The sequence below is a fragment of the uncultured Alsobacter sp. genome (assembly GCF_945952055.1).
GTDB lineage: Bacteria > Pseudomonadota > Alphaproteobacteria > Rhizobiales > Beijerinckiaceae > Alsobacter.
In genome coordinates, this window is sequence record NZ_CAMFHB010000052.1 from 1 (window position 1) to 23,199 (window position 23,199).

The following is a 23,199-nucleotide window of genomic DNA, read 5'->3' on the forward strand; positions in this document are numbered from 1 at the left end:
AGGCCGACGAGGCTCGCCGTGCTGAGGAAGCTCGCAAGGCCGACGAGGCTCGCCGGGCTGAGGAAGCTTGCAAGGCGGACGAGGCGCGTCGGGCGGAGGAAGCCCGCAAGGCCGACGAGGCTCGCCGGGTGGAGGAAGCTCGCAAGGCCGACGAGGCCCGGCGCGTCGAGGAGGCCCGCAAGGCCGAGGAAGCGCGCAAGGCCGAACAGACCCGTCGCGCTGCCGATCCACGCCCGCCTGGCGCCCCTCCGCCGCGGACGGCGGAGGACATCCGCAAGCAGCTTCTCGACGCGCTCGCCACGCGCAAGCCCCAGGCCGACGGGGCACCCTTGTCTCCCGAAGCGGAGGAAGCGGCGAAGTTGCTCGGGGGCACGGCGCCCGCCGGTGCCGCTCTTCCGGCGCCTGCTCAGGTGAGGCAGGCTCCGGCGCCGGCGCCGAAGCCGTCGGCTCCCTGACGCGCCGGCGTCACTCCCGGAGCGTCAGTCCCTGTCCCGGTAATGGGCCAGCACCGCCAAGCGGATGGCCGAGGAGAGGTTGGTCGTGTCGCGCTCGGCGTCGATGGCGGCGACCAAGGCGTTGACGCTGGTGCCCCGGGCTTGCGCCATGGCCCTCAGACCCGTCCAGAAGGCCTCCTCGATCGAAACGCTGGTGAGATGCCCGGCAATCCGTACCGAGCGTTTCACCACCGCGTCGTTCAAGACGCGGCTCCGTCGTCCTGATCGGCATCCGCGGCCGGGCCGATGCGGTGGCCGTCGATGGCGCGGCGAGCGCGCTCCTGCTCGGTCTCGACCGCCTTGCGCTCGGCCTTGGTGCGGCCGAACGCGATCCTGTTCTCCGCGGCGCGGGCCTCTGCCGCCCCGCGGGCCTTGGCCTTGCGGGCCTTGCGCAGATTGATGATGTCGGCCGTCATGCCCGGCTCACGGCTTCTTGCGGAACGCGTCCAGCCGCACGACCTGGGCACCGTCGCCGGCGGGGGCCTCGACGGCCGGGTCGTCCTTCTTTCCGGCCTTCCCGGTCTTGGCCTTCTCGGCCTCGGGCGCATCCTTGGCCGGCTTTTCGGACGCGGCCTTGTCGGCAGCCTTGCGCGATGCCTCGCGGGTGTCCTTCTTCACCGGCAGCGGCAGGGCCGTGGGAGCGGGCGGCGGCTCCACCGCTGTCTCCTCCTCCGCGTCCGCATGGTCGTTGTCGGCCGGTTCGGCACCGGACAATTCGAACTTGAGGCCGAACTGCACCGAGGGGTCGAAGAACCCCGTCAGCGCGTCGAACGGCACGAGCAGCCGCTCCGGGATGCCGGAGAACGACAGGCCGACCTCGAAGGCGTGCTCGTTGACCGAGAGGTCCCAGAACTGGTGCTGCAGGACGATCGTCATCTCCTCCGGGTACTTCTCGCGCAGGCGCTGCGAGATGCGCACGCCCGGGTCGACCGTGCGGAAGGAGACGTAGAAATGGTGTTCGCCCGGCAAGCCCTGCTCGGCGGCGTCGGTCAGGACCTGACGCACTACGCCCTTGAGGGCTTCCTGGACGAGGAGATCGTATCGGATGTGGTCTTGGTTCATTCAGGCCCGGCCAGGCTGGAAGGAAGGTGGAGGTTTCTGTTGCCAGGTACCTCCGAACCCCGCCTTACGGTGCTACCCGCAAGGGCTTTGTTTCGGCTTTAGAGACCGCTTACGCGGCCACCGCAACCGGAGCATAGTTGTCGTTGGCAACTATATGTTCGGCCCGATAACGGCGGAACCATGCCGGGCAAAAGAGCACCCTTTACACCCTCGTCGATCCTATTTCGCCCCCGCCGGAAACCAGCCGCCGTGTCGCGCGGCGCGGTGGTTTCGGGTGGAGGCGCCGGGTACTGCCCCCGGGTCCGAAAGGCTTATTCCGATGTCCGTTTATCACCATAGCCGTCTCGCGACGGCACCCCGAATATAGTGCGCTGGCGCCGCTGGCGAAAGACCCGCGGGCCGCGAAAGAGCCGATTGGTGAGGCAAACCTTGCCCCTGCCGCAATCCGCGTGGAAAACGCTCGTCGGAGGTGGCCGCGACTCGCCTCAACCGCTACGGTTCGCGCCCGAGCGAGGACATCACATGCAGGCCTATCACGACCTGATCCGCCGCGTGCTGGCCGAGGGCACGCGCAAGACCGACCGGACCGGTACGGGGACCATCAGCATCTTCGGCCACCAGATGCGGTTCGACCTGGAGCAGGGCTTTCCGCTCGTCACGACGAAGAAGCTGCACCTGCGCTCCATCGTCCACGAACTGCTGTGGTTCCTCGCGGGCGATACCAACATCGCCTATCTCAAGGCCAACAAGGTCACGATCTGGGACGAATGGGCCGACGAGGCCGGCGATCTCGGCCCGGTCTACGGCAAGCAATGGCGCAGCTGGCAGAAGCCGGACGGCGGCACGGTGGACCAGATCCGCTGGGTCGTCGACGAGATCAGGCGCAACCCGGATTCTCGCCGGCTCGTGGTGAGCGCGTGGAACCCGGCCGAGCTCGACAAGATGGCGCTGGCGCCGTGCCACTGCCTGTTCCAGTTCTACGTCGCCGACGGACGCCTGTCCTGCCAGCTCTACCAGCGCTCGGCCGACAGCTTCCTGGGCGTGCCGTTCAACATCGCCAGCTACGCGCTCCTCACCCACATGGTGGCCCATGTGACGGGGCTGAGGCCGGGCGACTTCGTGCACAGCTTCGGCGACGCCCATCTCTACCTGAACCATCTCGAGCAGGCGGAACTCCTGCTGTCCCGCGATCCCCGGCCGCTCCCCACGCTGCGGTTGAACCCCGACGTGAAGTCGATCTTCGATTTCACCTATGACGACGTGGCCATCGAAGGCTACGACCCGCATCCTGCCATCCGCGCGGAGGTTGCGGTTTGAGGGACATCGGGTCGGCTGGGAGCCTGTAAGTCCACCTCTTGCGTCGCAGCGCAGCTCCTTTTGCAAATAGCGCTAATCGAGGCCGCATGACCTCCCTGATCCGCCAAGCCGTCCCCGCCGACGCCGACCTCGTCTTCTCCCTGGTGCGCGAACTCGCCGACTACGAGCGGCTGTCGCACGAGGTCGACGCGACGGCCGAGATGATCGCCTCCGCCCTGTTCGGGCCGAACCCCCGCGTCTTCTGCGACATCGCGGAATGGAACGGCGAGGGGGTCGGCTTCGCGCTCTGGTTCTACAATTTCTCGACCTTCCGCGGCCGTCACGGGATCTATCTGGAGGACCTCTTCGTCCGCCCGTCCGTTCGCGGGCACGGCCTGGGCAAGCTGCTGCTGGCCTCGCTCGCCAAGCGCTGCGTCGCCGAGAATCTGGCCCGGCTCGAATGGTCGGTGCTCGATTGGAACGAGCCGTCCATCGCGTTCTACAAGGCCCAGGGCGCGGTCCTGCTCGATGGCTGGACGACCTGCCGGGTGACCGGCGAGGCGTTGTGGCGGCTGGCCGACAAGGCGGTCGCGCCATGACCCTTCCCGTCAGCATCGTCGTCGCGGCCGCCGACAACGACGTGATCGGCCGCGACAACCGGCTCATCTGGCGGCTGCGCACCGACCTGAGACATTTTCGCGAGCTCACGATCGGCCGGCCGCTGGTGATGGGCCGCAAGACCTTCCTGTCGATCGGCGCACCCCTGCCCGGGCGGGAGTCGATCGTCGTGACGCGCGACCCCGGCTTTGCCCCCGACGGGGTCCGGGTCGCGGGGTCGGTGGACGAAGCGCTCGCGCTCGCCCAGGAGGTCGGGGCGCGCATGGGAGCCGACAGCGTGGCGATCGGGGGCGGTGGCGAGATCTATGCCCAGACGATGGCGATCGCCGACCGCATCCATCTCACCCGTGTCCACGTCGCGCCCGAGGGCGAGACGGTGTTTCCGCGCATCGATCCCGCCGCGTTTCGGGAGGTTCGCCGGGAGGCTCATCCTGCCGGCCCCAGCGACGACCATCCGTTCACCTTCATCGACTACGAGCGTCGCTGAAGCCTGAAATCGGTCAAATCCGTCAACCAATTGGCCCAGGCTCCGTTGACGAAGGGGCGACGAAGCCCCACTTCCGTGCCACAAAGTGAAAGTCAACGCGTCCGAAGTGGCGCGGGATCGAACGACGTTCAGCGGAAAAGGACGGACTGAATGCCTTGGAGCAATCAGAGCGGCGGTGGCGGGCCGTGGGGTCAGAAGCGACCCGGCGGGCCTTGGGGCGGAGGGCCCCAGGGCGGTAATGGAGGGGGAGGCGGCACCCCGCCGGATCTCGAGGATCTGCTGCGTCGCAGCCAGGATCGTCTGCGGCAGGTCATGCCGGGCGGATCCATGGGCGGGCGCGGCGTCGCGGCCGTGGCGCTGCTGGCGGTGGCGCTGTGGGGCCTGACCGGCTTCTACACCGTGCGTCCGGACGAAGTGGGCCTCAACCTGGTGTTCGGCCGCTACGTCGGCACGACCCAGCCCGGCCTGAACTACAATTTCCCGTACCCGATCGGCAGCGTGGTGAAGCCCCGCGTGACCGTGGTGAACACGACCGAGGTGGGCTATCGCGGTTCGGAGGCCGGCAGCCGGCGGTCCGTGACGCGTGACGTGCTCGAAGAGAGCCTGATGCTCACCGGCGACGAAAACATCGTCGACATCGATTTCGCCGTTCAGTGGCAGATCAACCCGGCGCGGGCCGCCGACTATGTCTTCAACATCCAGGAGCCCCAGGCTTCGGTGAAGGCCGTGGCCGAGGGCGCCATGCGCGAGGTCGTGGGCCGGCGCAACATCCAGGCCATCCTGACCACCGACCGCGGTGCCATCGAGGCCGAGGTCCGGCAGCTGATGCAGGACGTGCTGAACAGCTATCGCTCCGGCGTCGAGATCCGCCTCGTGCAGCTGCAGAAGGTGGACCCGCCGCAGCAGGTCATCGACGCCTTCCGCGACGTGCAGGCCGCCCGGCAGGACCAGGATCGCGCCCGCAACGAAGCCGAAACCTACGCCAGCAAGGTCGTGCCGGAAGCGCGCGGCGAGGCGGCCAGGATCGTGCAGGAGGCGGAAGCCTACCGCGAGCGCAGCGTGGCCGAGGCCAACGGTCAGTCGAGCCGCTTCAAGCAGGTCTACGAGGAGTACCGCAAGGCGCCCGAGCTGACGCGCGAGCGCATGTATCTCGAAACGATGGAGAGGGTCCTGGGCGGGGCCGACAAGATCATCATCGACCAGAAGGGAAGCGCCGGGGGCGGGCAGGGCGTCGTGCCCTATCTGCCGCTCACCGAGCTGCAGCGCCGTCCGCAGGGAGCCACGAAGTGACCAGCACCGTTCGCTTCGCGCTCGTCGCGCTCCTCGCGGTCGCCGCCGTCGTGCTCTACGCGTCCGCCTTCGTCGTCCCGCAGACGTCCCAGGCCCTGGTGTTCCAGTTCGGCCGGGTCTCCCGTCCGCCGATCACCGAGCCGGGTCTCTACTGGAAGATCCCGTTCATCGAGACCGTCGTCGAGATCGACAAGCGGATCCTCGACCTCGAGCTGCCGTCGCAGGAAGTCATTGCCTCCGACCAGAAGCGCCTCGTGGTGGACGCCTTCACGCGCTACCGGGTCACCGATCCGCTGCGCTTCTACCAGTCGGTCGGCAACGTCTCGGGCGGCAACCTGCGCCTGACGTCGATCGTCAACTCGACGGTGCGCACCGTGCTCGCGGATGCCAGCTTCTCGGCCGTCGTGCGCACCGAGCGCGCGGGCCTGATGCACAAGATCCGCGACGAGGTGAACCGCCAGGCCGGCGGCCTCGGCATCGAAGTCGTCGACGTGCGGCTGCGCCGTGCGGACCTGCCGGAGCAGAACAGCCAGGCGGTGTTCCAGCGCATGCAGACCGAGCGCCAGCGCGAGGCGGCCGACATCCGGGCGCAGGGTTCGCAGCTGTCGCAGACGATCCGCGCCGGCGCGGACCGGCAGGTCACGGTGCTGCGCGCCGATGCGACCCGCAGGGCCGACGAGCTGCGCGGTACGGGCGAAGCCGAGAAGAACCGCATCCTGGCCGAGGCCTTCGGCCGCGATCCGGACTTCTTCGCCTTCTACCGCACCATGCAGGCCTATGAGGCGTCGATCCGGGCCGGCGATACGCGGATGATCCTGTCCCCGGACAGCGATTTCTTCCGCTACTTCAACGATCCACGGACCGTCGGGAAGGACCAGAGCCGTCCCGACGCGCCCAAGCAGCCCTGACCGGGCCTGACTTGGACTTCCTGGTGGGCATAGGCCTGGTCTTCGCCATCGAAGGCCTGGCCTTTGCCGCTTTCCCGGGCTTCGTGCAGCGGCGCATGCGCGACGCGCTCGAACTCGGCGAGGGGCAGATGCGGGCCGCGGGCCTGGCCAGCGCCGTCATCGGCGTGCTGATCGTCTGGCTCGCGCGTCGCCTGCTCGCATGATCGTGTCCAGGCCGGTTCGCCCGCGCACCTCGTGACCGGGCGCGGCTGGCTCTATATGGTGAGCATGCCCCCGGGATCGTCCGTCGCGGTTCCGCCCCAATCTTGGTCTGACACTGAGTTTCGCGCGCATCCGAGAGAGAGATCCATGGTCCATTCCGTTCCCCAGGCCTTCCGGCGGTTCGCGATCGCGACGGCTGCCGTCGCAGTTCTGGCCGGCGCTCCGTCCCTCGTGGCGCCGACGCCCGCCTTCGCCCGCTCGGCCCCGGAGTCCTTCGCGGACCTGGCCGAGAGCGTCATCGGCGCCGTCGTGAACATCTCGGCGGCGACCACCAGCACGGAGCAGCGCTCGGTCCAGCTGCCGCAGCTGCCGCCAGGCTCGCCGTTCCAGGAGTTCTTCGACGAGTTCTTCAAGGGCGGCCCGAACAACAACCAGGGCGAGGCGCAGCCCAACCGTCCGCAGGGGCCGCAGCAGCGCCGGTCGAACTCGCTCGGCTCGGGCTTCGTCATCGACGCCTCGGGCATCGTGATCACGAACAACCACGTGATCGGCGAGGCCAACGACATCACGGTGATCTTCTCCGACGGCAAGAAGCTGAAGGCCGAGATCGTCGGCAAGGACCCCAAGGTCGACCTCGCCGTGCTGCGCGTGAAGTCGGACAAGCCGCTCAAGGCGGTGAAGTTCGGCGACAGCGAGAAGGCGCGCATCGGCGACTGGGTCATGGCCATCGGCAACCCGTTCGGGCTCGGCGGCACCGTCACGGCGGGCATCATCTCCGCCCGCAACCGTGACATCTCCGACCAATCCTACGGCCAGTACATCCAGACCGACGCGTCCATCAACAAGGGCAACTCCGGCGGCCCGCTGTTCAACATGGATGGCGACGTCATCGGCATCAACACGGCCATCCTGTCGCCGTCGGGCGGCTCGATCGGCATCGGCTTCTCGGTGCCCGCGGCGCTTGCCAAGCCCGTCATCGACCAGCTGATCCAGTACGGCGAGACCCGCCGCGGCTGGCTCGGCGTGCGCATCCAGAACGTCGACGACTCCATCGCCGAGAGCCTGGGCCTGGGTTCGGCCCGCGGCGCCCTCGTCGCCGGTATCGACGAGAAGGGCCCCGCCAAGCCCGCCGGCATCGAGGCCGGCGACGTGATCGTCAAGTTCGACGGCGTCGAAGTGAAGGAATCGAAGGATCTGCCGCGCATCGTCGGCCAGACGCCGGTCGGCAAGGCCGTCGACGTCCTCGTGGTGCGCAAGGGCAAGGAGCTGACCAAGTCGGTGACGCTCGGCCGGCTCGAGGACGGCGAGAAGCTGGCCAAGGCCAACCTGCCGGGGGCCGAAGCGGAGAAGCCGGCCGTCAAGCGCGCGCTCGGCCTCGAGCTGTCGCCGATGACCGAGGACCTGCGCAAGCGCTTCTCGATCAAGGAGAGCGTGAAGGGCGTGATCGTGTCGCGCGTCGATCCGAATTCACCCGCCGCGGACAAGCGCATCGGCGTCGGCGACGTCATCGTCGAAGTCCAGCAGGAACCGGTCGGCACGCCCGACGCCATGACCAAGCGCATCGATGCGCTGAAGAAGGACGGAAAGAAGTCGGCGCTGCTCCTGGTGTCCAACGCCCAGGGCGAAGTCCGCTTCGTGGCCGTCAGCATCGAGTAGCCGGTTTTCGTTCTGGAGACCCTCCCAATGCCCGCGCCTCGGCGCGGGCATTTTCGTTGGTGGAGGCTTCAGGCGCGGACGAACTGGTCCGCCTTGTAGCCCTGCGCGTACAGCAGCGCGCTGAGGTCGGCGTGGTCGAGGCGGACATGGGCGGCCGCGGCGACGGCGGGCTTCGCGCGGAAGGCATAGCCGAGGCCGGCATCGCCGAGCATCGCGAGGTCGTTGGCCCCGTCGCCGACGGCCATGGTGGCCCAGTGCGGCAGGCTGAATCGGTCGCGCAGCTCGACCAGGGCCGCGAGCTTGGCTTCCTTGCCGACGATCGGTTCGGCCACGCGCCCGGCCAGTGCCTCGCCCTCGGTCAGGAGAATGTTCGACCGGTGCTCGTCGAAGCCGATGGCTGCCGAAATCGGTCCCGTGAACAACGTGAACCCGCCGGAGACCAGCGCGGTGTAACCGCCATTGGCGCGCATGGTCAGGACCAGCTCGCGACCGCCGGGGGTGAAGGTGATGCGTTCGGCGATGATCCGGCCGGCGGTCGACACCGGGAGCCCCTTCAGCAGGGCGACGCGCTCGCGCAGGGCGGGTTCGAAGGCGAGTTCGCCGCGCATGGCGCGTTCGGTGATGGTCGAGACCTGCTCGCGCAGCCCGACGAAATCGGCAAGTTCGTCGATGCACTCCTGGCCGATCATGGTGGAATCCATGTCGGCGAGGAACAGCCGCTTGCGGCGGGTGGCCGTGGCCTGGACGATGACGTCCACCGGCGCGTCGACGGCCGCCCGGACCGCGTCCGCGAGCGTGCGGGCCGACGCCGGCTCGCCGAGGAAGGGAATGTCGGCCGCGATGCCGGGGGCCAGCCAGGCGGCGCTGCCCGGCGCCGGCACGGCTTGCGCTGCGCGCGCGAGAAGGGCATCGGTGAGACACGGCTGCGTGGTCGGCGCGACGAGGGTCGCGACGCAGGACACGGCGGCGGGCGAGGCGGCTGACGGGGGCATGGCGGGCGCGTGACAGATCGGATTCGGGCCATCCTCATCGCAGGACCGACGGCCAGCGGCAAGTCGGCTCTCGCCGTCAAGCTTGCGCAGCGCCTGGGCGGGGCCGTGGTCAATGCGGATTCCATGCAGGTCTACAGAGACTTGCGGATCATCACCGCGCGTCCGACGGTCGAGGAGGAGAGCGAGGCCCCGCATCGGCTGTTCGGCCATGTCGATGCCTGCGAGAACCATTCGGTGGGCCGCTGGCTCGCCGAGATCGGCCCGGTCCTCGAGGACCTGAGCGGCCGCGGCGTGGTCCCCATCGTGACCGGCGGCACCGGTCTCTACTTTCGCGCCCTCACCGAGGGCCTGTCCGCCATCCCGCCCGTGCCGGAGGACGTCCGGGCCGCCGTGCGGGCCGCCAGCGACGGCGTTCCGCCGGAGGAGCTCCATCGCGATCTGGCCGCCCGCGATCCGCAGACCGCGGCGACGCTCAGGCCCACGGACCGGCAGCGGATCGTGCGGGCGCTGGAAATCTTCACGGCCACGGGTCGCTCGCTGGTGAGTTTTCACGGCGGCCGCGAAGGCCGGGTGCTCGACCCGCAGGACTGCGTCCGGGTTTTCCTGGCGCCCGAGCGGGAGGGTGTCTATGCGCGCATCGATTCCCGCTTCGAATCCATGATGAGCCTGGGAGCGCTGGAAGAGGTGAGCGCGCTCGCCCGGCGTCAGCTCGATCCCGCCTTGCCGTGCATGCGGGCCCATGGCGTTCCATGGCTCATCCGCGCCATCGAGGGCGAGATGGCGCTGCCGGAGGCGATCGAACGGGCCAAGCTCGACACGCGCCACTACGCCAAGCGTCAGTTCACCTGGTTCCGACACCAGGCGGAAGGCTGGACCTGGGCAACCCCGGAAGAGGCTCTGGATCGTATTCTGACCGCCTGGACGGGTGACTAGCGGTTTCGGCTTTCATTTTTAGCATAGATCAAAAATGGCCATGGGATCTGCCACTTCTTTGGTCTAGCGACGCCGAAGAATCTGGCAAACACACGGACTGATCTGCTCGCGGTGCCGAAATGGCGTGCCGCAAATCTCTCTTAATTCCGGCGCTCTACTGTGAATGACGATCCGACACTCGTCATACGGGCGTGCACCGTCCTCGTGCGCGCCGCCCCTCGCGCCAGGAGTGAAGTCTTGCGTTTGTTTCCCCGTTCCATCGGCCACTTCCTCCTGGTGACGATGCTGACGCTGAGTGCTCCAGGCCTGGGGTTCCTCGCCTACGACGCGTGGCAGGCCATGACGTCCATGCAGCTGCAGGACCGCCTCGGCGACCTCGTCGATGCCGATCGCGCGCTGCTCCTGGCGGCCAACAAGATCCGCTCGAACCGCGGCGCGATGCAGACCGCCGTCCAGGTCGAGGATGATGCTCGCAGCATCATCATCAAGATCAGCGACAGCAACAAGACGGACATCGAGCGCGCCGTGGCGCAGCTCAGGAAGGCCAATGTCGAGGGGCGCGAGGCCCTCGTCGCCGGCATCGCCCAGAGCATGAGCCGCATCGATGCCGAAATGACGGGGCTCATGGCGGAAGCCGCCAAGCCCAAGGCGAGCCGCACGCTCGCCGCCACGATGCCCTGGTACAATGCGGTCGGCGATACCGAAGCCGCGATGGCCAAGGCCTCCGAAGCCGCCTCGAACGCCATCCGGCTCGCCGACCCCGTCCTCGCCGATCTGCAGGGCGTGAAGCAGGCGGCCTATCGGGCGCGCTCGACCTATGGCCTCCAGTGCACGGTGCTCCGACCCGTGTTGGCCGCGGGGCAGGCGATGACGGCGGCCCAGCAGAAGGCGCTCGGCGAGACCCGGGGCGCGACCGCGACGTCAGTCGCCTCGCTGCGCAGCCTGGCGGCCCGGCCCGGCTTCCCGCCGGCTCTGGCGACCAAGGTCGATGCCATGATCGCCGGGCTCGACGCCGGCACCCGCAGCGCCGACGAGCTCGTCGCGAAGCTGGGGAGCGGAACCGGCCCCGTGATCACGGCCGACCAGTGGACCAAGCAGTGCAACGCTCCGTTCGCGCCCGTGATGGAGACCGTCGAGGCGGCGCTCGACGACATGAGCCGTTTTTCGGACGCCCAGCTCGCCTCGGCCCGCCTGCGCCTGGCGGTGATCGGCGGCCTCATGCTGGGTCTCCTCGGGCTCGCCTTCGTCAGCGGCCTCGCCATCCGGCGCCGCATTTCCTCCCCGCTGGCAGGGATCAGCCAGGCGCTGGTCGCCATGCAGCGGGGTGAGCTGAACCGGCCGATCCCCCCGGCGCCCTGTCCCGACGAAGTCGGCGTGCTCAGCCTCGCGCTGGAGCACTACCGGGCGGGTGCCCTGGAGATCGAAGCGGACCGCACGGCCCGCGATCGGTCGCTGGCGACGGAGGCCGACCGGGCCGCGAAGGTCCAGGCCCTGGTGGCCGAGGTGGCCGCCGTCGTGGCGGCGGCGCGTCGCGGCGACTTTACGGGACAGGCCGATCCGGGCGCCGTCACGGGCCCGGTGCGGGACGTGGTCGAGGGCGTCAACGAGATCAACCGGCTGGTCAACTCGGCCACCGCCGAGTTCGCGTCGGTGCTCGGCGCGCTGTCGGAGGGCGACCTCACCCACCGCGTCGCCACGTCCTACGAGGGGCGGTTCGCGGAACTCAAGGAGGCCTTGAACTCCACCATCGACCGCCTGTCGGAGACCGTCGTGACCATCCAGGGCACGGCGGCCGAGGTGAGCTCCGCCGCCCGGGAGATCAACGCCGGCGCCAACGACCTCTCCAGCCGGACCGAGCAGCAGGCCTCGTCGCTCGAGGAAACGGCGGCCACGACGGAACAGCTCGCGGCCTCGGTCAAGGCCGCGGCCCACTCGTCCCGTCGCGCCGTCGACCTCACCCAGGACGCCGTCGGCATCGCCGAGATGGGCGGCAGCATCGTCCGCGATGCCATCGCCGCCATGGCCGGCATCGAGCAGGCCAGCCGCAAGATCACCGACATCACCGGCGTAATCGACGAGATCGCGTTCCAGACCAACCTGCTGGCTCTGAACGCGGCGGTCGAAGCAGCCCGCGCCGGAGAGGCGGGCAAGGGCTTCGCCGTGGTGGCCTCGGAGGTCCGCAGCCTCGCCCAGAGGTCCTCGGAAGCCGCCAAGGACATCACGTCCCTGATCGGCGCGTCCGAGGCCGAGGTGGCCAAGGGCGTCCAGCTGGTGCGGCAGACCGGCGATGCCCTCGACAGGATCGTCGTGGCGTCCCGGAAGGTGTCGGAGACGGTCACCGAGATCTCCACCGCGACCGGAGAGCAGGCCAACGGCATCGACGAAATGAGCCAGGCGGTCGCCCACATGGACGACATGACTCAGCAGAACGCTGCGCTTGCCGAGGAAAGTGCCGCGTCCGCCTCGTCGCTGACCGGCCAGATCGACCGGTTGAACGACCTCGTGGGCACGTTCAGGACGCGTGCCGGACAGGGCGCTTCGGGCCATTCGATCGGGGCGGCCGCGTCGGCCGGCTACCGTTCGCCGGCGCCGCTGCGGCGGCGCGCCGGCTGACGCAGCGGGGCAGGGGGTTCGGGCCGCGCCGGCCCGGCTCCCGCCGTTGCGGTGACGGCCGAAAATCGCCTTGACGGCTTTGTTCCACCCGACTACGGTCCCGCAACTTCTTTTCGGAGCCCTGCGCCCATGCGCAACATCCTTATCGTACCGGGAGCGCCAGTAACGGGACGGCCTTAGGCCGACGTCCTGCACTGGCGCATGTCGAGGTCCCTCACGGGGCCTTTTTTATTGCCTGAACGACCTCCGAACCGCACCGCCCCAACCAGAACCGCACGTGAAGGGAGCCCCACGATGACCCGACAGATGACCGGCGCCGAAATGGTCGTCCAGGCGCTGCAGGACCAGGGTGTCGAACACCTCTTTGGCTATCCGGGCGGGGCCGTACTGCCGATCTACGACGCGATGTTCCAGCAGGACAAGGTCAAGCACGTCCTCGTCCGCCACGAGCAGGGCGCCGTCCACGCCGCCGAAGGTTATGCAAGGTCGTCCGGCAAGGTCGGCTGCGTGCTGGTGACCTCGGGCCCCGGCGCGACCAACGCGGTGACGGGCCTCACCGACGCGCTGCTGGATTCGATCCCGCTCGTCTGCATCACCGGCCAGGTCCCCACGCACCTCATCGGCTCTGACGCGTTCCAGGAGTGCGACACGGTCGGCATCACGCGCCACTGCACCAAGCACAACTACCTGGTGAAGCGGATCGAGGACCTGCCGCGCATCCTGCACGAGGCCTTCTACGTCGCCTCGAACGGGCGGCCGGGGCCGGTGGTCATCGACATCCCGAAGGACGTGCAGTTCGCCAAGGGCACCTATGCCCGCCCGACGACGAACGCCCACAAGACCTATCGTCCGACGGTGAAGGGCGACATCGACAAGATCCGCGCCGCCGTCGATCTCATCGCCAGCGCCAAGAAGCCCGTGTTCTACACCGGTGGCGGCATCATCAACGCCGGCCCCGAGGCTTCCGCGCTCCTGCGCGAGCTGGTGCGGATGACGGGCTATCCGATCACCTCCACGCTGATGGGTCTCGGCGCCTACCCGGCCGCCGATCCGCAGTGGCTGGGCATGCTCGGCATGCACGGCACCTACGAAGCCAACATGGCGATGCACGACTGCGACGTGATGATCTGCATCGGCGCGCGCTTCGACGACCGCATCACCGGCCGGCTCGACGCCTTCTCTCCCAAGTCGAAGAAGATCCACGTCGACATCGACCCGTCCTCGATCAACAAGAACGTCCAGGTCGACATCGGCATCATCGGCGATTGCGCCCACGTGCTCGAGGACATGGTTCGCCTGTGGCGCGCCGGCTCCCCGCAGATCGACAAGGCCGCGCTGAAGTCCTGGTGGGGGCAGATCGAAGGTTGGCGGGGGCGCAAGTCGCTGTCCTACCGGCCGTCCAAGGAGATCATCAAGCCGCAATACGCGGTGCAGCGTCTCTATGAACTCACCAAGGACCGCGACGTCTACGTCACGACGGAAGTCGGCCAGCACCAGATGTGGGCGGCGCAGCACTTCCACTTCCAGGAGCCGAACCGCTGGATGACCTCCGGCGGCCTCGGCACCATGGGCTACGGCCTGCCCGCCGCCGTCGGCGTGCAGCTCGCGCATCCGGGCAGCCTCGTCATCGACATCGCGGGCGAAGCCTCGGTCCTGATGAACATGCAGGAGATGTCGACGGCGCTGCAGTACCGCCTGCCCATCAAGGTGTTCATCCTGAACAACGAGTACATGGGCATGGTGCGCCAGTGGCAGGAACTGCTGCATGGCGGGCGCTACTCGGAAAGCTATTCTGCGGCGCTGCCCGACTTCGTGAAGCTCGCCGAGGCCTACGGCGGCGTCGGCATCCGCTGCGACGATCCCGCCAAGCTCGACGACGCGATCATGCAGATGATCGACACGCCGCGCCCGGTGATCTTCGACTGCATCGTCGCCAAGGACGAGAACTGCTTCCCGATGATCCCGTCGGGCAAGGCCCACAACGAGATGATCCTGCCCGACGTCGATCAGGACATCGGTTCGATCATCGACGCCAAGGGCAAGATGCTCGTCTGACCCCGCGGGTCCTGCCAGCGGGGAGGGCAGCCATGAAGCACGGTCTCAGGGTGGTCCTGTCGACTGTGTGCACGGCCGCTCCCCCCTCGGTTCCCCGCGACAACCTGGATTTCGGCTGAGATGCGTACGCTGGGCCTGATCGGCGGAATGAGCTGGGAGTCGACGGCGATCTACTATCGCCTGCTCAACGAGGGCGTTCGTGCCAGGCTCGGCGGCCTGCACTCGGCCCGGCTCGTGCTGTGGTCGTGCGACTTCGAGGACATCGCCAGGCGCCAGGCCGAAGGTGACTGGGACGGGGCGGGCCGCATCCTGGGCGAGGCCGGCCGAGCGCTGCGCGCCGCGGGCGCGGACGGGATCGTCCTGTGCACCAACACGATGCACAAGGTGGCGTCCTTCATCGAGGAGGCGGCCGGTCTTCCCTTCCTGCACCTGGCCGACGTGACGGCCGCGGCGATCCGCGCCCATGGCTGTCGCAGGCCGCTGCTTCTGGCCACCCGCTACACGATGGAAGACGACTTCTACAAAGGGCGGCTTCGGGACCGGCACGGCATCACGGTGGCCGTCCCCGATGCCGAGGGGCGTTCCGAGGTTCACCGGGTCATCTACGAGGAGCTATGCCGTGGCGTCGTCGACGCGACGTCCAAGGCCCGGGTCCTCGACGTCATCGCCCGCTCGCGCGGCGAGGGCTGCGACGGGGTGATCCTCGGCTGCACGGAACTCGGCATGCTGCTGGGACCGACCGACAGCCCGGACCCCGTCCTCGACACCACCAGGCTGCATGTCGAGGCGGCCCTCGACTTCGCCCTCGCGGCCTGACCGGAAGGAAGCGCCATGCTCAAGCTCGTCATCGGCAACAAGGCCTACTCCTCCTGGTCGCTCCGGCCGTGGCTCCTGATGAAGGTGCACGGGATCCCGTTCGAGGAGCAGCTCGTGCTGCTCGACACGCCCGAGTTCCGCAAGGAGGTGGCGTCGTTCAAGGCGGGCAGCACGGTTCCGATCCTCGTGGACGGCCCCATCACGGTGTGGGAGTCGATCGCCATCATGGATCACCTGGCCGATCGCTTCCCGGACAAGGTCATGTGGCCGAGGGACCTGGCGGCCCGCTCCTTCGCCCGCGCCATCTCGGCGGAAATGCATGCCGGCTTTCGCGCCCTGCGCGCCGCGTGCCCGATGAACCTGCGCAAGCGCTACGCCCACGCCGATCGCGGCGAGCTGGTCACCAAGGACGTCTCCCGGGTGACCTGGCTGTGGAAGCAGGCGCGGGCACGCTTCGGCGAGCCTGCCGGCGGTCCCTTCCTGTTCGGCAGCTTCACCGCCGCTGACGCCATGTACGCGCCGGTCGTCACGCGGCTCCAGACCTATTCCATTCCGGTGGACGCGGGCATCCGCGCCTACATGGATGCGATCCTCGACCTGCCCGCCTTCGTCGCCTGGCAGGAGGCCGCCATGGCCGAGCCCTGGATCGTAGGCCACGACGAGGTCGACGAACCTCCCATCGGCCCCTTCCGCAGCTGAACTCGTGAAGTCCTCGCCATGAACGCCCAAATCCCGCCGAAAGACCTCCCGCCCAAAGGCCTCCCGATGAAGTCCCATTATTCGAATGCGCCCAAGGCCCAGCCCGTCGCTCGCCACACCCTCTCGGTGCTCGTCGACAACGAGCCCGGCGTCCTCGCCCGGATCGCCGGCCTGTTCTCGGGCCGCGGCTACAACATCGAAAGCCTGACCGTCTCGGAGACCGAGCACGAGCAGCACGTCTCCCGCATCACCATCGTCACGGCCGGCACCGCCGACGTGATCGAGCAGATCAAGCACCAGCTTGACCGGCTCGTGCCGGTCCACCGCGTGGTCGACCTCACCTCCTACGGCGAGACGGTGGAACGCGAACTGGCGCTGGTGAAGGTCGTCGGCAAGGGCGAGGCCCGCGTCGAAGCCCTGCGTCTCGCCTCGGCCTTCGGGGCGCGCACGCTGGACGCCACGCTGAACTCCTTCGTCTTCGAGCTCACCGGGGCGACCGAGGACGTGGAGCGCTTCATCCGTCTGATGGCGGGCGTGGGCCTCGTCGAGGTGTCCCGCACCGGAGTCGCTGCCATGGCGCGCGGCTCCGAGGTGGTGTGACCCAAGGTTGGTGGCGCGCCGGATGGATTGGATCTACATTGTAGAGACAATGGGAGCCGAGCCATGAAGGTCCAGATCGCGAAGTGGGGCAACAGCGCTGCCGTCAGGTTGCCGAAGGCGGTGCTCGACGAGTTGGGCCTACAACCAGGCAGCGAACTCGACATGGTGGTCGAAGCCGGTCAACTCCGCTTGTCCCCCCGGCGCAGGACGCCCACCCTCGAGCAGATCGTCGCCGAAATGACTCGCCTTGGCGGCGCGGCCTACGACTACGGTCAGAACGAGTGGCCCGATCCAGTCGAAGACTGGCCGGAATATACGGGACAGGATCCGTCGTGAGCGGCCAATTGCCCGTTCTGTCCGAAGGTGACGTCGTGCTGGTCCGTTTCGACCCTGCATTCGGGCACGAGCAGACCGGGACGAGGCCGGCCTTGGTGGTGTCGAGGTCGATCTACAACGCGCTATCGTCCTTCGTCGTCGTGTGTCCTTTGACCACCAACGCTAAAGCCTGGCCATTCAAGCTGCCACTGCCCACTCAGTCGACCGTCAAGGGCTTCGTCTTGGCTGATCAACTCAAGTCGATCGATCGGAGGCGGGTGGTCCGGAAGCTCTCCCGGCTCGATACGGCGTTCCTCGACGAGGTGCGCGCATTGATGGATCACCTTCTTCCCGCGTCACCCGAGCGTCCCCCTATCGCCCCTTAATAGTGTTCGAGGACATGCCCATGCTCACGCTCTACCATTCGCCAGGCGCCTGCTCCGGTGCCGTCCATCTCGCCCTCGAAGAGACCGGGCTGCCCTACGAGATCGCCCGGGTGAACCTTCCCGAGGGCCAGCAGCGTTCCGAGAGCTACCTGAAGCTCAATCCGAAGGGGCGGGTGCCGGTGTTGGTCGACGGCGACTTCGCCATCACCGAGGTCTCCGCAATCCTGCGCTACGTCTCGCGCCTCGCCCCGCAGGCGAAGCTCTGGCCGGAGGACGCGCGCGAGGACGGGCGCTGCGCCGAATGGCTGGCCTGGATCGGGTCCGGCCTGCACATCGCCTACGCCCATGTCCGCCGGCCCGAGCGCTACGCCGACGACGAGACCTCCAAGGCCGCCATCGTGGAGAAGGGCAAGGCGACGACCCGCGCGACCTGGCAGCAGGTCGAGGACAAGCTCGTCGCCCAGAACCTCCCCTGGGCCGCCGGCAACAGCTTCAGCATGGCCGATCTCTACCTGTTCATCTTCTGGACGTGGGGCAAGGGCCAGCTCCTGTCCTATGACATGGAGAAGGACTTCCCGCGCTGGACGGAGCATGCCCGCAAGGTCGCGGCGCGCGCGGCCGTGCAGCGCGTCCAGGCCAAGGATGGCTTCCCGATGCCTGCTTGAGGCAACGAGCGGCAGGCCCGCCTGCCGCTTTCCCGCTTGACCCCACCTGCTGCGGCGCTTAAGCGCAGCGCCGAGCCACCAACACGAGTGCCCCAAGGAGCCTCTCCCATGCGCGTTTATTACGACCGCGACGCCGACATCAATCTCATCAAGGGCAAGAAGGTCGCCGTCGTCGGCTACGGCTCCCAGGGCCATGCCCACACGCTGAACCTGCGCGACAGCGGCCTGAAGGACGTGGCCGTGGCGCTGCGTCCCGGCTCCGCCTCCGCCAAGAAGGCCGAGGCCGAGGGCATCAAGGTCATGTCCGTCACCGACGCCGCCAAGTGGGCCGACGTGGTGATGATGCTCACCCCGGACGAGTTGCAGGCCGACATCTACCGCGACCACCTGCATGCCAACATGAAGCCCGGCGCGGCGCTGATGTTCGCCCACGGCCTCAACGTGCACTTCAACCTGATCGAGCCGCGCGCCGACATCGACGTGTTCATGGTGGCCCCCAAGGGCCCCGGCCACACGGTGCGCTCCGAGTACCAGCGCGGCGGCGGCGTTCCCTGCCTGCTCGCCATCCACCAGGATTCCTCGGGCAACGCCCATGACCTCGGCCTCTCCTACGCCTCCGCCATCGGCGGCGGCCGGGCCGGCATCATCGAGACGACCTTCAAGGAGGAGTGCGAGACCGACCTCTTCGGTGAGCAGGTCGTGCTCTGCGGCGGTCTGGTCGAGCTGATCCGTGCCGGCTTCGAGACCCTGGTCGAGGCGGGCTACGCCCCCGAGATGGCTTACTTCGAGTGCCTCCACGAGGTGAAGCTCATCGTCGACCTCATCTACGAGGGCGGCATCTCCACGATGAACTACTCGATCTCGAACACGGCCGAGTACGGCGAGTACGTCACGGGCCCGCGCATCATCACCTCGGACACGAAGGCCGAGATGAAGCGCGTCCTCGATGACATCCAGAGCGGCAAGTTCACGCGCGACTGGATGCTGGAGAACAAGGTCAACCAGACCTCGTTCAAGGCCACCCGCGCCCGCCACGCCGCCCACCCGATCGAGCAGGTCGGCGAGCGCCTGCGCGGCATGATGCCCTGGATCAAGGCCAAGGCCCTGGTCGACAAGTCGAAGAACTGATCCTTTTTCAGTGTGTCTGCGGAGCGCCCGGGGCTGATCCCCGGGCGTTTTGCTTTCAAGACGCGTTCACAGGCCCTTCTCGCCCTTCGGCGCTTCGGGCGGCTCGTCGGGATCGGGAGGGCAGGGTTTCTTGTCCAGGCTGGCGTGCAGCATCACGGCATTGACCTCGCCGCCATAGATGAAGGTCGCCGCGATCGCGTAGAGGAAGACGAGCGCGATCATGAACGAGGCGAGGCCGGCATAGGTCGTGACGTAGGTCTGGCCGGCGCGCGACAGGTAAGACGCGAAGGCGAGCGCGTAGCTGATCGACAGCACGACGGTGACGAAGACGCCGGGCATGATCTGGCCGAGCCTGCGCGTCCCGCACGGCAGCCAGAGGTGGACGATGATCAGCGCCGTCACGATCAGGAGCGTGGCGATCACCAGGCGGCCGACGGTGACGGTGGTCGAGTACGCTTCCAGCGCCGGCACGTAGGAGATCATCTCCGCCCAGATCAGCGGGGCGAACACCACGAGGAAGGCGAGGGCCAGGAGGGCGATGGCGCCCACCACGACGTAGCCGATCGATTCCATGCGGGTGACGTACCAGGGCCGCATCTCCTTGAGCCCGTAGGCGCGGTTGAGGGCGATGCGGAGGGCCTCCACGCCGTTGGAGGAGAAATAGATCGCCAGCACGCCGCCCAGTGTCAGGACGTCAGTGCGGGTGTTGGACATGACGCTGTGGATCTCGCGCGAGATCGGGCCCGCGACCCGTTGTGGCCAGGCGTCGAGGATGAGGTTGGCGACCTCGTCGGCCAGGTTCTTGGTGCCCAGGAATGCACCGAGCGCGGTCACGAAGATCAGGAACGGGAACAGCGACATCAGGCTGGACAGCGCGATGTGCGAGGCAATGGCCCAGCCGTCGTCGTCCACGAAGCGCCAATAGGCATCCCAGGCCAGTCGCAGGGGCTTAGGCAGTGTCAACGGGGGCTCCAAGACGGACGCACGGAGTGTGTTTTCCGAATGTGACATGCAGATGTTAGAACAACCACGTGGGGCCTGAACCGGGTTTCGGGAAGAGCCGACCTGCACAGGTCACGCCCTCGACCCTCGCAACGCCCTGAGCTATCAAGCCGTTCCGGCCACCGTCGGCCGAGGAAAATGTCCCTTGTCACCATCGCTTCTGCTTCGCGTCGCGCCTGCCGTCTTCGTCCTGATCTGGTCGACGGGGTGGCTCTCCGCGCGCTTTGCGGCGCCCTACGCCGATCCTCTCACGTTTCTGGGCATCCGCTACGTGCTCGCCGGGCTGGTGCTGACCGGCATCGCCCTGGCCGCCCGGGCGCGCTGGCCGCAGTCGCCCCGCGAGGCCGGACACGCGATGGTGTCCGGCGTGCTCCTCCACGCGATCTATCTCGGCGGCGTGTGGTGGGCCATCCGGCATGGGCTGCCGACCGCGATTTCGGGGCTGATCGCGGCGGTCCAGCCGATCCTCACGGCGCTGCTCGCGCCGATCCTGCTCGGCGAGCACATCGGCCGGCGCCAGTGGATCGGCATCGGGCTCGGCTTCGTGGGCATCGCGCTGGTGCTCGAGCCGCAGCTCGAGGGTATCGCCTGGGGTGCCCTCGGCGGCGTCATGCTGCCGATCTTCGTCAACGTGGCGGGCATGGTCGCGGTGACGGCCGGCACGTTCTACCAGAAGAAGTACATCGCGACCGGCGACCTGCGCACCGTTACCATCCTGCAGTACCTGGGCGCTGCCCTGGCCACCTGGCCCGTCGCGTTGCTGGTCGAGAAGGTGGAGGTGACCTGGAACCTGACGGTCATCGCCACCATGGCGTGGTCGGTGCTTGCCCTTTCGATCGGGGCGATCGGCCTCCTCCTGCTGCTGATCCGGAACGGGGCCGTCTCGCGCGCCGCCGCCCTCATCTACCTGGTCCCTCCCTCCGTCGCGATCGAGGCCTTCCTCTTGTTCGGCGAGACGCTGTCGACGCTGCAGGTGGTCGGGCTCGTTGTCACGGCTGCCGGCGTGGCGCTCGCGGTGCGCCGCGGCTGATCGTCCGCCGAACGGCTCATTGTCGCTCCGGGCGCTTGCCGTCATGCTGCGCTGCAATAGATTGACAGTGCAATGCGGGGCTGCATCGCTGCCCTGCCCAGCATCTTGACCGGAGACCGACACATGACCCGTCTGGCCACGGCCACCGTCCCCGCATCCCTCGACTGGATCTCCCTGGCCGAGGAGGCCTCGGGTGCGCTGGCCGCGCTTCTGGCCGATGCGACGGCCGCGGTCCGGGCCAAGGTGGTCCACGAGGGGCGGGTGTCGTCGGCACTGGTGGAGGCCGAGCAGCACGCGTGCCACGGGCTGGCCTGGCTCGCCACCTATGCCGAGTCCGTGCGCGAACTCGCGGCGTATGGCCGCCGCCTTCAGGCCGAGGGCCGCTACGGGGAAACCGAGGAGCTCCTGATCGCTATCGGCGTCGGCGAGTACTGCGCCCAGGTCTTCGGCGGCATTCCCATGAGCCAGGGCGAGATCGTGCGCCTGCCGGCCCTCGGGCTCGCCGCGTCGGTCATCGCCGCGCGGCGGATCCCGGCCATCGACACCCTCATCGATGCCGGCAACACGCCCGCCCAGCGCGCCCGCCTCGTCGCCCTGATGCGCGCGACGCACCCCGGCGACACGATCGGCGACGGTGGCCTCGACGAGACGCTGGCCGCCATCCGGGACGAGATGCGCAAGTTCGCGGCCGCGGAGGTTCTTCCCCACGCGCATGCGTGGCACCTCCAGAACGACTACATCCCCATGGACGTGGTGGAGAAGCTCGCCGAACTCGGCGTCTTCGGCCTCACGCTGCCGGAAGAGTTCGGCGGCCTCGGCCTGTCCAAGGTCTCGATGTGCGTGGTCTCCGAAGAGCTGTCGCGCGCCTATATCGGCGTCGGCTCGCTCGGCACGCGTTCGGAGATCGCCGCCGAACTCATCATCGGCGGGGGCACGGACGAGCAGAAGCAGCACTGGCTGCCGCGCATCGCCTCCGGCGAGATCCTGCCGACGGCCGTCTTCACCGAGCCCAACACGGGGTCCGACCTCGCCTCGCTGCGCACCCGGGCGGTGCGCGAGGGCGACGTCTACAAGGTCACCGGCAACAAGACCTGGATCACGCACCCGGTCAGGGCCGACGTCATGACCATGCTGGTGCGCACCAACCCGGACGAGCCGGGCTACAAGGGCCTCTCGATCCTGCTCGCCACCAAGCCGCGCGGCACCGACGAGGACCCGTTCCCGGCCAAGGGCATGACCGGCGGCGAGATCGAGGTGCTCGGCTACCGCGGCATGAAGGAATACGAGCTCGCCTTCGACGGCTTCGAGGTTCCGGCGGCGAACCTGCTCGGCGGCGTCGAGGGGCAGGGCTTCAAGCAGCTCATGCAGACCTTCGAATCCGCCCGCATCCAGACGGCGGCGCGGGCCGTCGGCGTGGCCCAGTGCGCGCTCGACCTCGGACTGCGCTACGCCCAGGAGCGCATGCAGTTCGGCAAGGCGCTGGTCGCCTTCCCGCGCGTGGCCGACAAGCTCGCGATGATGGCGGTCGAGGTCAACATCGCCCGCCAGCTCACCTATTTCGCCGGCCGCGCCAAGGACGAGGGCAAGCGCTGCGACCTCGAGGCGGGCATGGCCAAGCTCCTGGGCGCGCGCGTCGCCTGGGCGGCGGCCGACAACGCCCTGCAGATCCACGGCGGCAACGGCTTCGCGCTGGAATACGAGATCTCGCGCGTCCTGTGCGATGCGCGCATCCTCAACATCTTCGAGGGCGCCGCCGAGATCCAGGCCCAGGTCATCGCCCGCCGGCTGATCGACGGCGGGAGCAACTGAGGCGGATCACCTGCTCGTTCCTACCAGCGTCCTCGTCCTGAGAGGTTGTAGATCTTTGGAAACTTCAGTTCGCGCCTGACTGTCCCAGGTCGCGACCATCTCTCGGCCGTCCTGCCCGGGCCTGGCCCGGGCATCCACGACTTT

Annotated in this window: 24 protein-coding genes, 1 other RNA gene and 1 pseudogene; 20 read left to right on the forward strand and 6 right to left on the reverse strand. The window is 68.2% G+C overall.

Going from position 1 to position 23,199, the window contains the following annotated elements; translation table 11 throughout:
• Positions 1-455, forward strand: a pseudogene (locus tag Q0Q47_RS26200) (peptidoglycan-binding protein); the annotation flags it as partial.
• Positions 456-479: 24 nt separating this feature from the next.
• On the opposite strand, the gene Q0Q47_RS26205 reads toward Q0Q47_RS26200, so the two are convergent.
• The 4 genes from Q0Q47_RS26205 to ssrA form a co-directional block, all read right to left on the reverse strand.
• Positions 480-698 carry a ribbon-helix-helix domain-containing protein gene (locus tag Q0Q47_RS26205; RefSeq protein ID WP_293867255.1) on the reverse strand — a complete coding sequence of 73 codons (219 nt, stop codon included), beginning with the start codon at positions 696-698 and terminating at the stop codon, positions 480-482.
• Positions 695-910: a DUF4169 family protein gene (locus tag Q0Q47_RS26210; protein ID WP_293867257.1), complete on the reverse strand. Its 216-nt coding sequence runs from the start codon at positions 908-910 to the stop codon at positions 695-697. The genes Q0Q47_RS26205 and Q0Q47_RS26210 overlap by 4 nt, the downstream gene beginning before the upstream one ends.
• Positions 911-917: 7 nt before the next feature.
• On the reverse strand, positions 918-1,556 hold the full coding sequence (locus tag Q0Q47_RS26215) for an SspB family protein (protein WP_293867259.1): 639 nt from the start codon (positions 1,554-1,556) through the stop codon (positions 918-920).
• A 25-nt stretch (positions 1,557-1,581) separates the two neighbouring features.
• Positions 1,582-1,949: a transfer-messenger RNA gene (gene ssrA / locus Q0Q47_RS26220) on the reverse strand.
• A gap of 129 nt (positions 1,950-2,078) precedes the next feature.
• Between ssrA and Q0Q47_RS26225 the strand changes: the two genes are divergently transcribed.
• The 7 genes from Q0Q47_RS26225 to Q0Q47_RS26255 all read left to right on the forward strand — a co-directional run bounded on the left by Q0Q47_RS26225 (position 2,079) and on the right by Q0Q47_RS26255 (position 8,012).
• On the forward strand, positions 2,079-2,873 hold the full coding sequence (locus tag Q0Q47_RS26225) for a thymidylate synthase (protein WP_293867261.1): 795 nt from the start codon (positions 2,079-2,081) through the stop codon (positions 2,871-2,873).
• A gap of 86 nt (positions 2,874-2,959) precedes the next feature.
• Positions 2,960-3,451: a GNAT family N-acetyltransferase gene (locus Q0Q47_RS26230; protein WP_293867263.1), complete on the forward strand. Its 492-nt coding sequence runs from the start codon at positions 2,960-2,962 to the stop codon at positions 3,449-3,451.
• Complete coding sequence (locus Q0Q47_RS26235; RefSeq protein ID WP_293867265.1) at positions 3,448-3,957, forward strand: dihydrofolate reductase; 510 nt, start codon at positions 3,448-3,450, stop codon at positions 3,955-3,957. Before Q0Q47_RS26230 ends, Q0Q47_RS26235 begins: the two co-directional genes overlap by 4 nt.
• A 150-nt stretch (positions 3,958-4,107) precedes the next feature.
• On the forward strand, positions 4,108-5,247 hold the full coding sequence (gene hflK, locus Q0Q47_RS26240; protein WP_293867267.1) for an FtsH protease activity modulator HflK: 1,140 nt from the start codon (positions 4,108-4,110) through the stop codon (positions 5,245-5,247).
• Positions 5,244-6,155 (forward strand): protease modulator HflC, encoded by a 912-nt coding sequence (gene hflC, locus Q0Q47_RS26245; protein WP_293867269.1) that lies wholly within the window; start codon positions 5,244-5,246, stop codon positions 6,153-6,155. The genes hflK and hflC overlap by 4 nt, the downstream gene beginning before the upstream one ends.
• A gap of 23 nt (positions 6,156-6,178) precedes the next feature.
• Entirely contained in the window at positions 6,179-6,358 is a 180-nt protein-coding gene (locus Q0Q47_RS26250) for a DUF2065 domain-containing protein (protein WP_293867271.1), read from the forward strand.
• Positions 6,359-6,503: 145 nt separating this feature from the next.
• Positions 6,504-8,012: a DegQ family serine endoprotease gene (locus tag Q0Q47_RS26255; protein WP_293867273.1), complete on the forward strand. Its 1,509-nt coding sequence runs from the start codon at positions 6,504-6,506 to the stop codon at positions 8,010-8,012.
• Positions 8,013-8,080: 68 nt separating this feature from the next.
• Here Q0Q47_RS26255 and serB read toward each other — a convergent pair whose 3' ends face one another.
• Complete coding sequence (gene serB, locus Q0Q47_RS26260; protein WP_293867275.1) at positions 8,081-9,004, reverse strand: phosphoserine phosphatase SerB; 924 nt, start codon at positions 9,002-9,004, stop codon at positions 8,081-8,083.
• A gap of 9 nt (positions 9,005-9,013) precedes the next feature.
• On the opposite strand from serB, the gene miaA reads away from it, so the two are divergent.
• The 10 genes from miaA to ilvC all read left to right on the forward strand — a co-directional run bounded on the left by miaA (position 9,014) and on the right by ilvC (position 19,214).
• Positions 9,014-9,937: a tRNA (adenosine(37)-N6)-dimethylallyltransferase MiaA gene (gene miaA / locus Q0Q47_RS26265; protein ID WP_293867277.1), complete on the forward strand. Its 924-nt coding sequence runs from the start codon at positions 9,014-9,016 to the stop codon at positions 9,935-9,937.
• Positions 9,938-10,174: 237 nt separating this feature from the next.
• Positions 10,175-12,550, forward strand: coding sequence for a methyl-accepting chemotaxis protein (locus tag Q0Q47_RS26270; protein ID WP_293867279.1), 2,376 nt, complete (start codon positions 10,175-10,177; stop codon positions 12,548-12,550).
• Positions 12,551-12,844: 294 nt separating this feature from the next.
• A complete protein-coding gene (locus Q0Q47_RS26275; protein WP_293867281.1) occupies positions 12,845-14,605 on the forward strand; it encodes an acetolactate synthase 3 large subunit in 1,761 nt (586 codons plus the stop codon).
• Between the two features lie 120 nt (positions 14,606-14,725).
• Positions 14,726-15,421: an aspartate/glutamate racemase family protein gene (locus Q0Q47_RS26280; protein WP_293867283.1), complete on the forward strand. Its 696-nt coding sequence runs from the start codon at positions 14,726-14,728 to the stop codon at positions 15,419-15,421.
• 15 nt (positions 15,422-15,436) lie between these two features.
• On the forward strand, positions 15,437-16,120 hold the full coding sequence (locus Q0Q47_RS26285; protein WP_293867285.1) for a glutathione S-transferase family protein: 684 nt from the start codon (positions 15,437-15,439) through the stop codon (positions 16,118-16,120).
• Positions 16,121-16,186: 66 nt separating this feature from the next.
• Positions 16,187-16,720: an acetolactate synthase small subunit gene (ilvN, locus tag Q0Q47_RS26290; protein WP_293867287.1), complete on the forward strand. Its 534-nt coding sequence runs from the start codon at positions 16,187-16,189 to the stop codon at positions 16,718-16,720.
• A 63-nt stretch (positions 16,721-16,783) separates the two neighbouring features.
• Positions 16,784-17,056: an AbrB/MazE/SpoVT family DNA-binding domain-containing protein gene (locus Q0Q47_RS26295; RefSeq protein WP_293867288.1), complete on the forward strand. Its 273-nt coding sequence runs from the start codon at positions 16,784-16,786 to the stop codon at positions 17,054-17,056.
• Positions 17,053-17,421, forward strand: coding sequence for a type II toxin-antitoxin system PemK/MazF family toxin (locus Q0Q47_RS26300; RefSeq protein ID WP_293867289.1), 369 nt, complete (start codon positions 17,053-17,055; stop codon positions 17,419-17,421). The genes Q0Q47_RS26295 and Q0Q47_RS26300 overlap by 4 nt, the downstream gene beginning before the upstream one ends.
• A gap of 20 nt (positions 17,422-17,441) precedes the next feature.
• Positions 17,442-18,086, forward strand: a complete 645-nt coding sequence (locus tag Q0Q47_RS26305) for a glutathione S-transferase family protein (protein WP_293867291.1) — start codon at positions 17,442-17,444, stop codon at positions 18,084-18,086.
• A gap of 108 nt (positions 18,087-18,194) precedes the next feature.
• Complete coding sequence (gene ilvC, locus Q0Q47_RS26310) at positions 18,195-19,214, forward strand: ketol-acid reductoisomerase (protein ID WP_293867293.1); 1,020 nt, start codon at positions 18,195-18,197, stop codon at positions 19,212-19,214.
• Positions 19,215-19,280: 66 nt separating this feature from the next.
• On the opposite strand, the gene Q0Q47_RS26315 is transcribed toward ilvC, so the two are convergent.
• Positions 19,281-20,177: a YihY/virulence factor BrkB family protein gene (locus Q0Q47_RS26315; protein ID WP_293867295.1), complete on the reverse strand. Its 897-nt coding sequence runs from the start codon at positions 20,175-20,177 to the stop codon at positions 19,281-19,283.
• 184 nt (positions 20,178-20,361) lie between these two features.
• On the opposite strand from Q0Q47_RS26315, the gene Q0Q47_RS26320 reads away from it, so the two are divergent.
• Together Q0Q47_RS26320 and Q0Q47_RS26325 are read left to right on the forward strand one after the other, a co-directional pair.
• Positions 20,362-21,246 carry a DMT family transporter gene (locus Q0Q47_RS26320; protein ID WP_293867296.1) on the forward strand — a complete coding sequence of 295 codons (885 nt, stop codon included), beginning with the start codon at positions 20,362-20,364 and terminating at the stop codon, positions 21,244-21,246.
• A 123-nt stretch (positions 21,247-21,369) separates the two neighbouring features.
• On the forward strand, positions 21,370-23,055 hold the full coding sequence (locus Q0Q47_RS26325) for an acyl-CoA dehydrogenase family protein (protein WP_293867297.1): 1,686 nt from the start codon (positions 21,370-21,372) through the stop codon (positions 23,053-23,055).
• The last annotated feature ends 144 nt before the right edge of the window (positions 23,056-23,199 follow it).

Coding starts and splice junctions, on each gene's coding strand:
- hflK (WP_293867267.1), top strand. CDS start 4,108: ATGCCTTGGAGCAATCAGAGCGGCGGTGGCGGGCCGTGGGGTCAGAAG.
- ilvN (WP_293867287.1), top strand. CDS start 16,187: ATGAAGTCCCATTATTCGAATGCGCCCAAGGCCCAGCCCGTCGCTCGC.
- ilvC (WP_293867293.1), top strand. CDS start 18,195: ATGCGCGTTTATTACGACCGCGACGCCGACATCAATCTCATCAAGGGC.
- Q0Q47_RS26215 (WP_293867259.1), bottom strand. CDS start 1,556: ATGAACCAAGACCACATCCGATACGATCTCCTCGTCCAGGAAGCCCTC.
- Q0Q47_RS26305 (WP_293867291.1), top strand. CDS start 17,442: ATGCTCACGCTCTACCATTCGCCAGGCGCCTGCTCCGGTGCCGTCCAT.
- Q0Q47_RS26325 (WP_293867297.1), top strand. CDS start 21,370: ATGACCCGTCTGGCCACGGCCACCGTCCCCGCATCCCTCGACTGGATC.
- Q0Q47_RS26275 (WP_293867281.1), top strand. CDS start 12,845: ATGACCCGACAGATGACCGGCGCCGAAATGGTCGTCCAGGCGCTGCAG.
- serB (WP_293867275.1), bottom strand. CDS start 9,004: ATGCCCCCGTCAGCCGCCTCGCCCGCCGCCGTGTCCTGCGTCGCGACC.
- Q0Q47_RS26225 (WP_293867261.1), top strand. CDS start 2,079: ATGCAGGCCTATCACGACCTGATCCGCCGCGTGCTGGCCGAGGGCACG.
- Q0Q47_RS26230 (WP_293867263.1), top strand. CDS start 2,960: ATGACCTCCCTGATCCGCCAAGCCGTCCCCGCCGACGCCGACCTCGTC.
- Q0Q47_RS26235 (WP_293867265.1), top strand. CDS start 3,448: ATGACCCTTCCCGTCAGCATCGTCGTCGCGGCCGCCGACAACGACGTG.
- Q0Q47_RS26295 (WP_293867288.1), top strand. CDS start 16,784: ATGAAGGTCCAGATCGCGAAGTGGGGCAACAGCGCTGCCGTCAGGTTG.
- Q0Q47_RS26285 (WP_293867285.1), top strand. CDS start 15,437: ATGCTCAAGCTCGTCATCGGCAACAAGGCCTACTCCTCCTGGTCGCTC.
- Q0Q47_RS26280 (WP_293867283.1), top strand. CDS start 14,726: ATGCGTACGCTGGGCCTGATCGGCGGAATGAGCTGGGAGTCGACGGCG.
- Q0Q47_RS26210 (WP_293867257.1), bottom strand. CDS start 910: ATGACGGCCGACATCATCAATCTGCGCAAGGCCCGCAAGGCCAAGGCC.
- Q0Q47_RS26255 (WP_293867273.1), top strand. CDS start 6,504: ATGGTCCATTCCGTTCCCCAGGCCTTCCGGCGGTTCGCGATCGCGACG.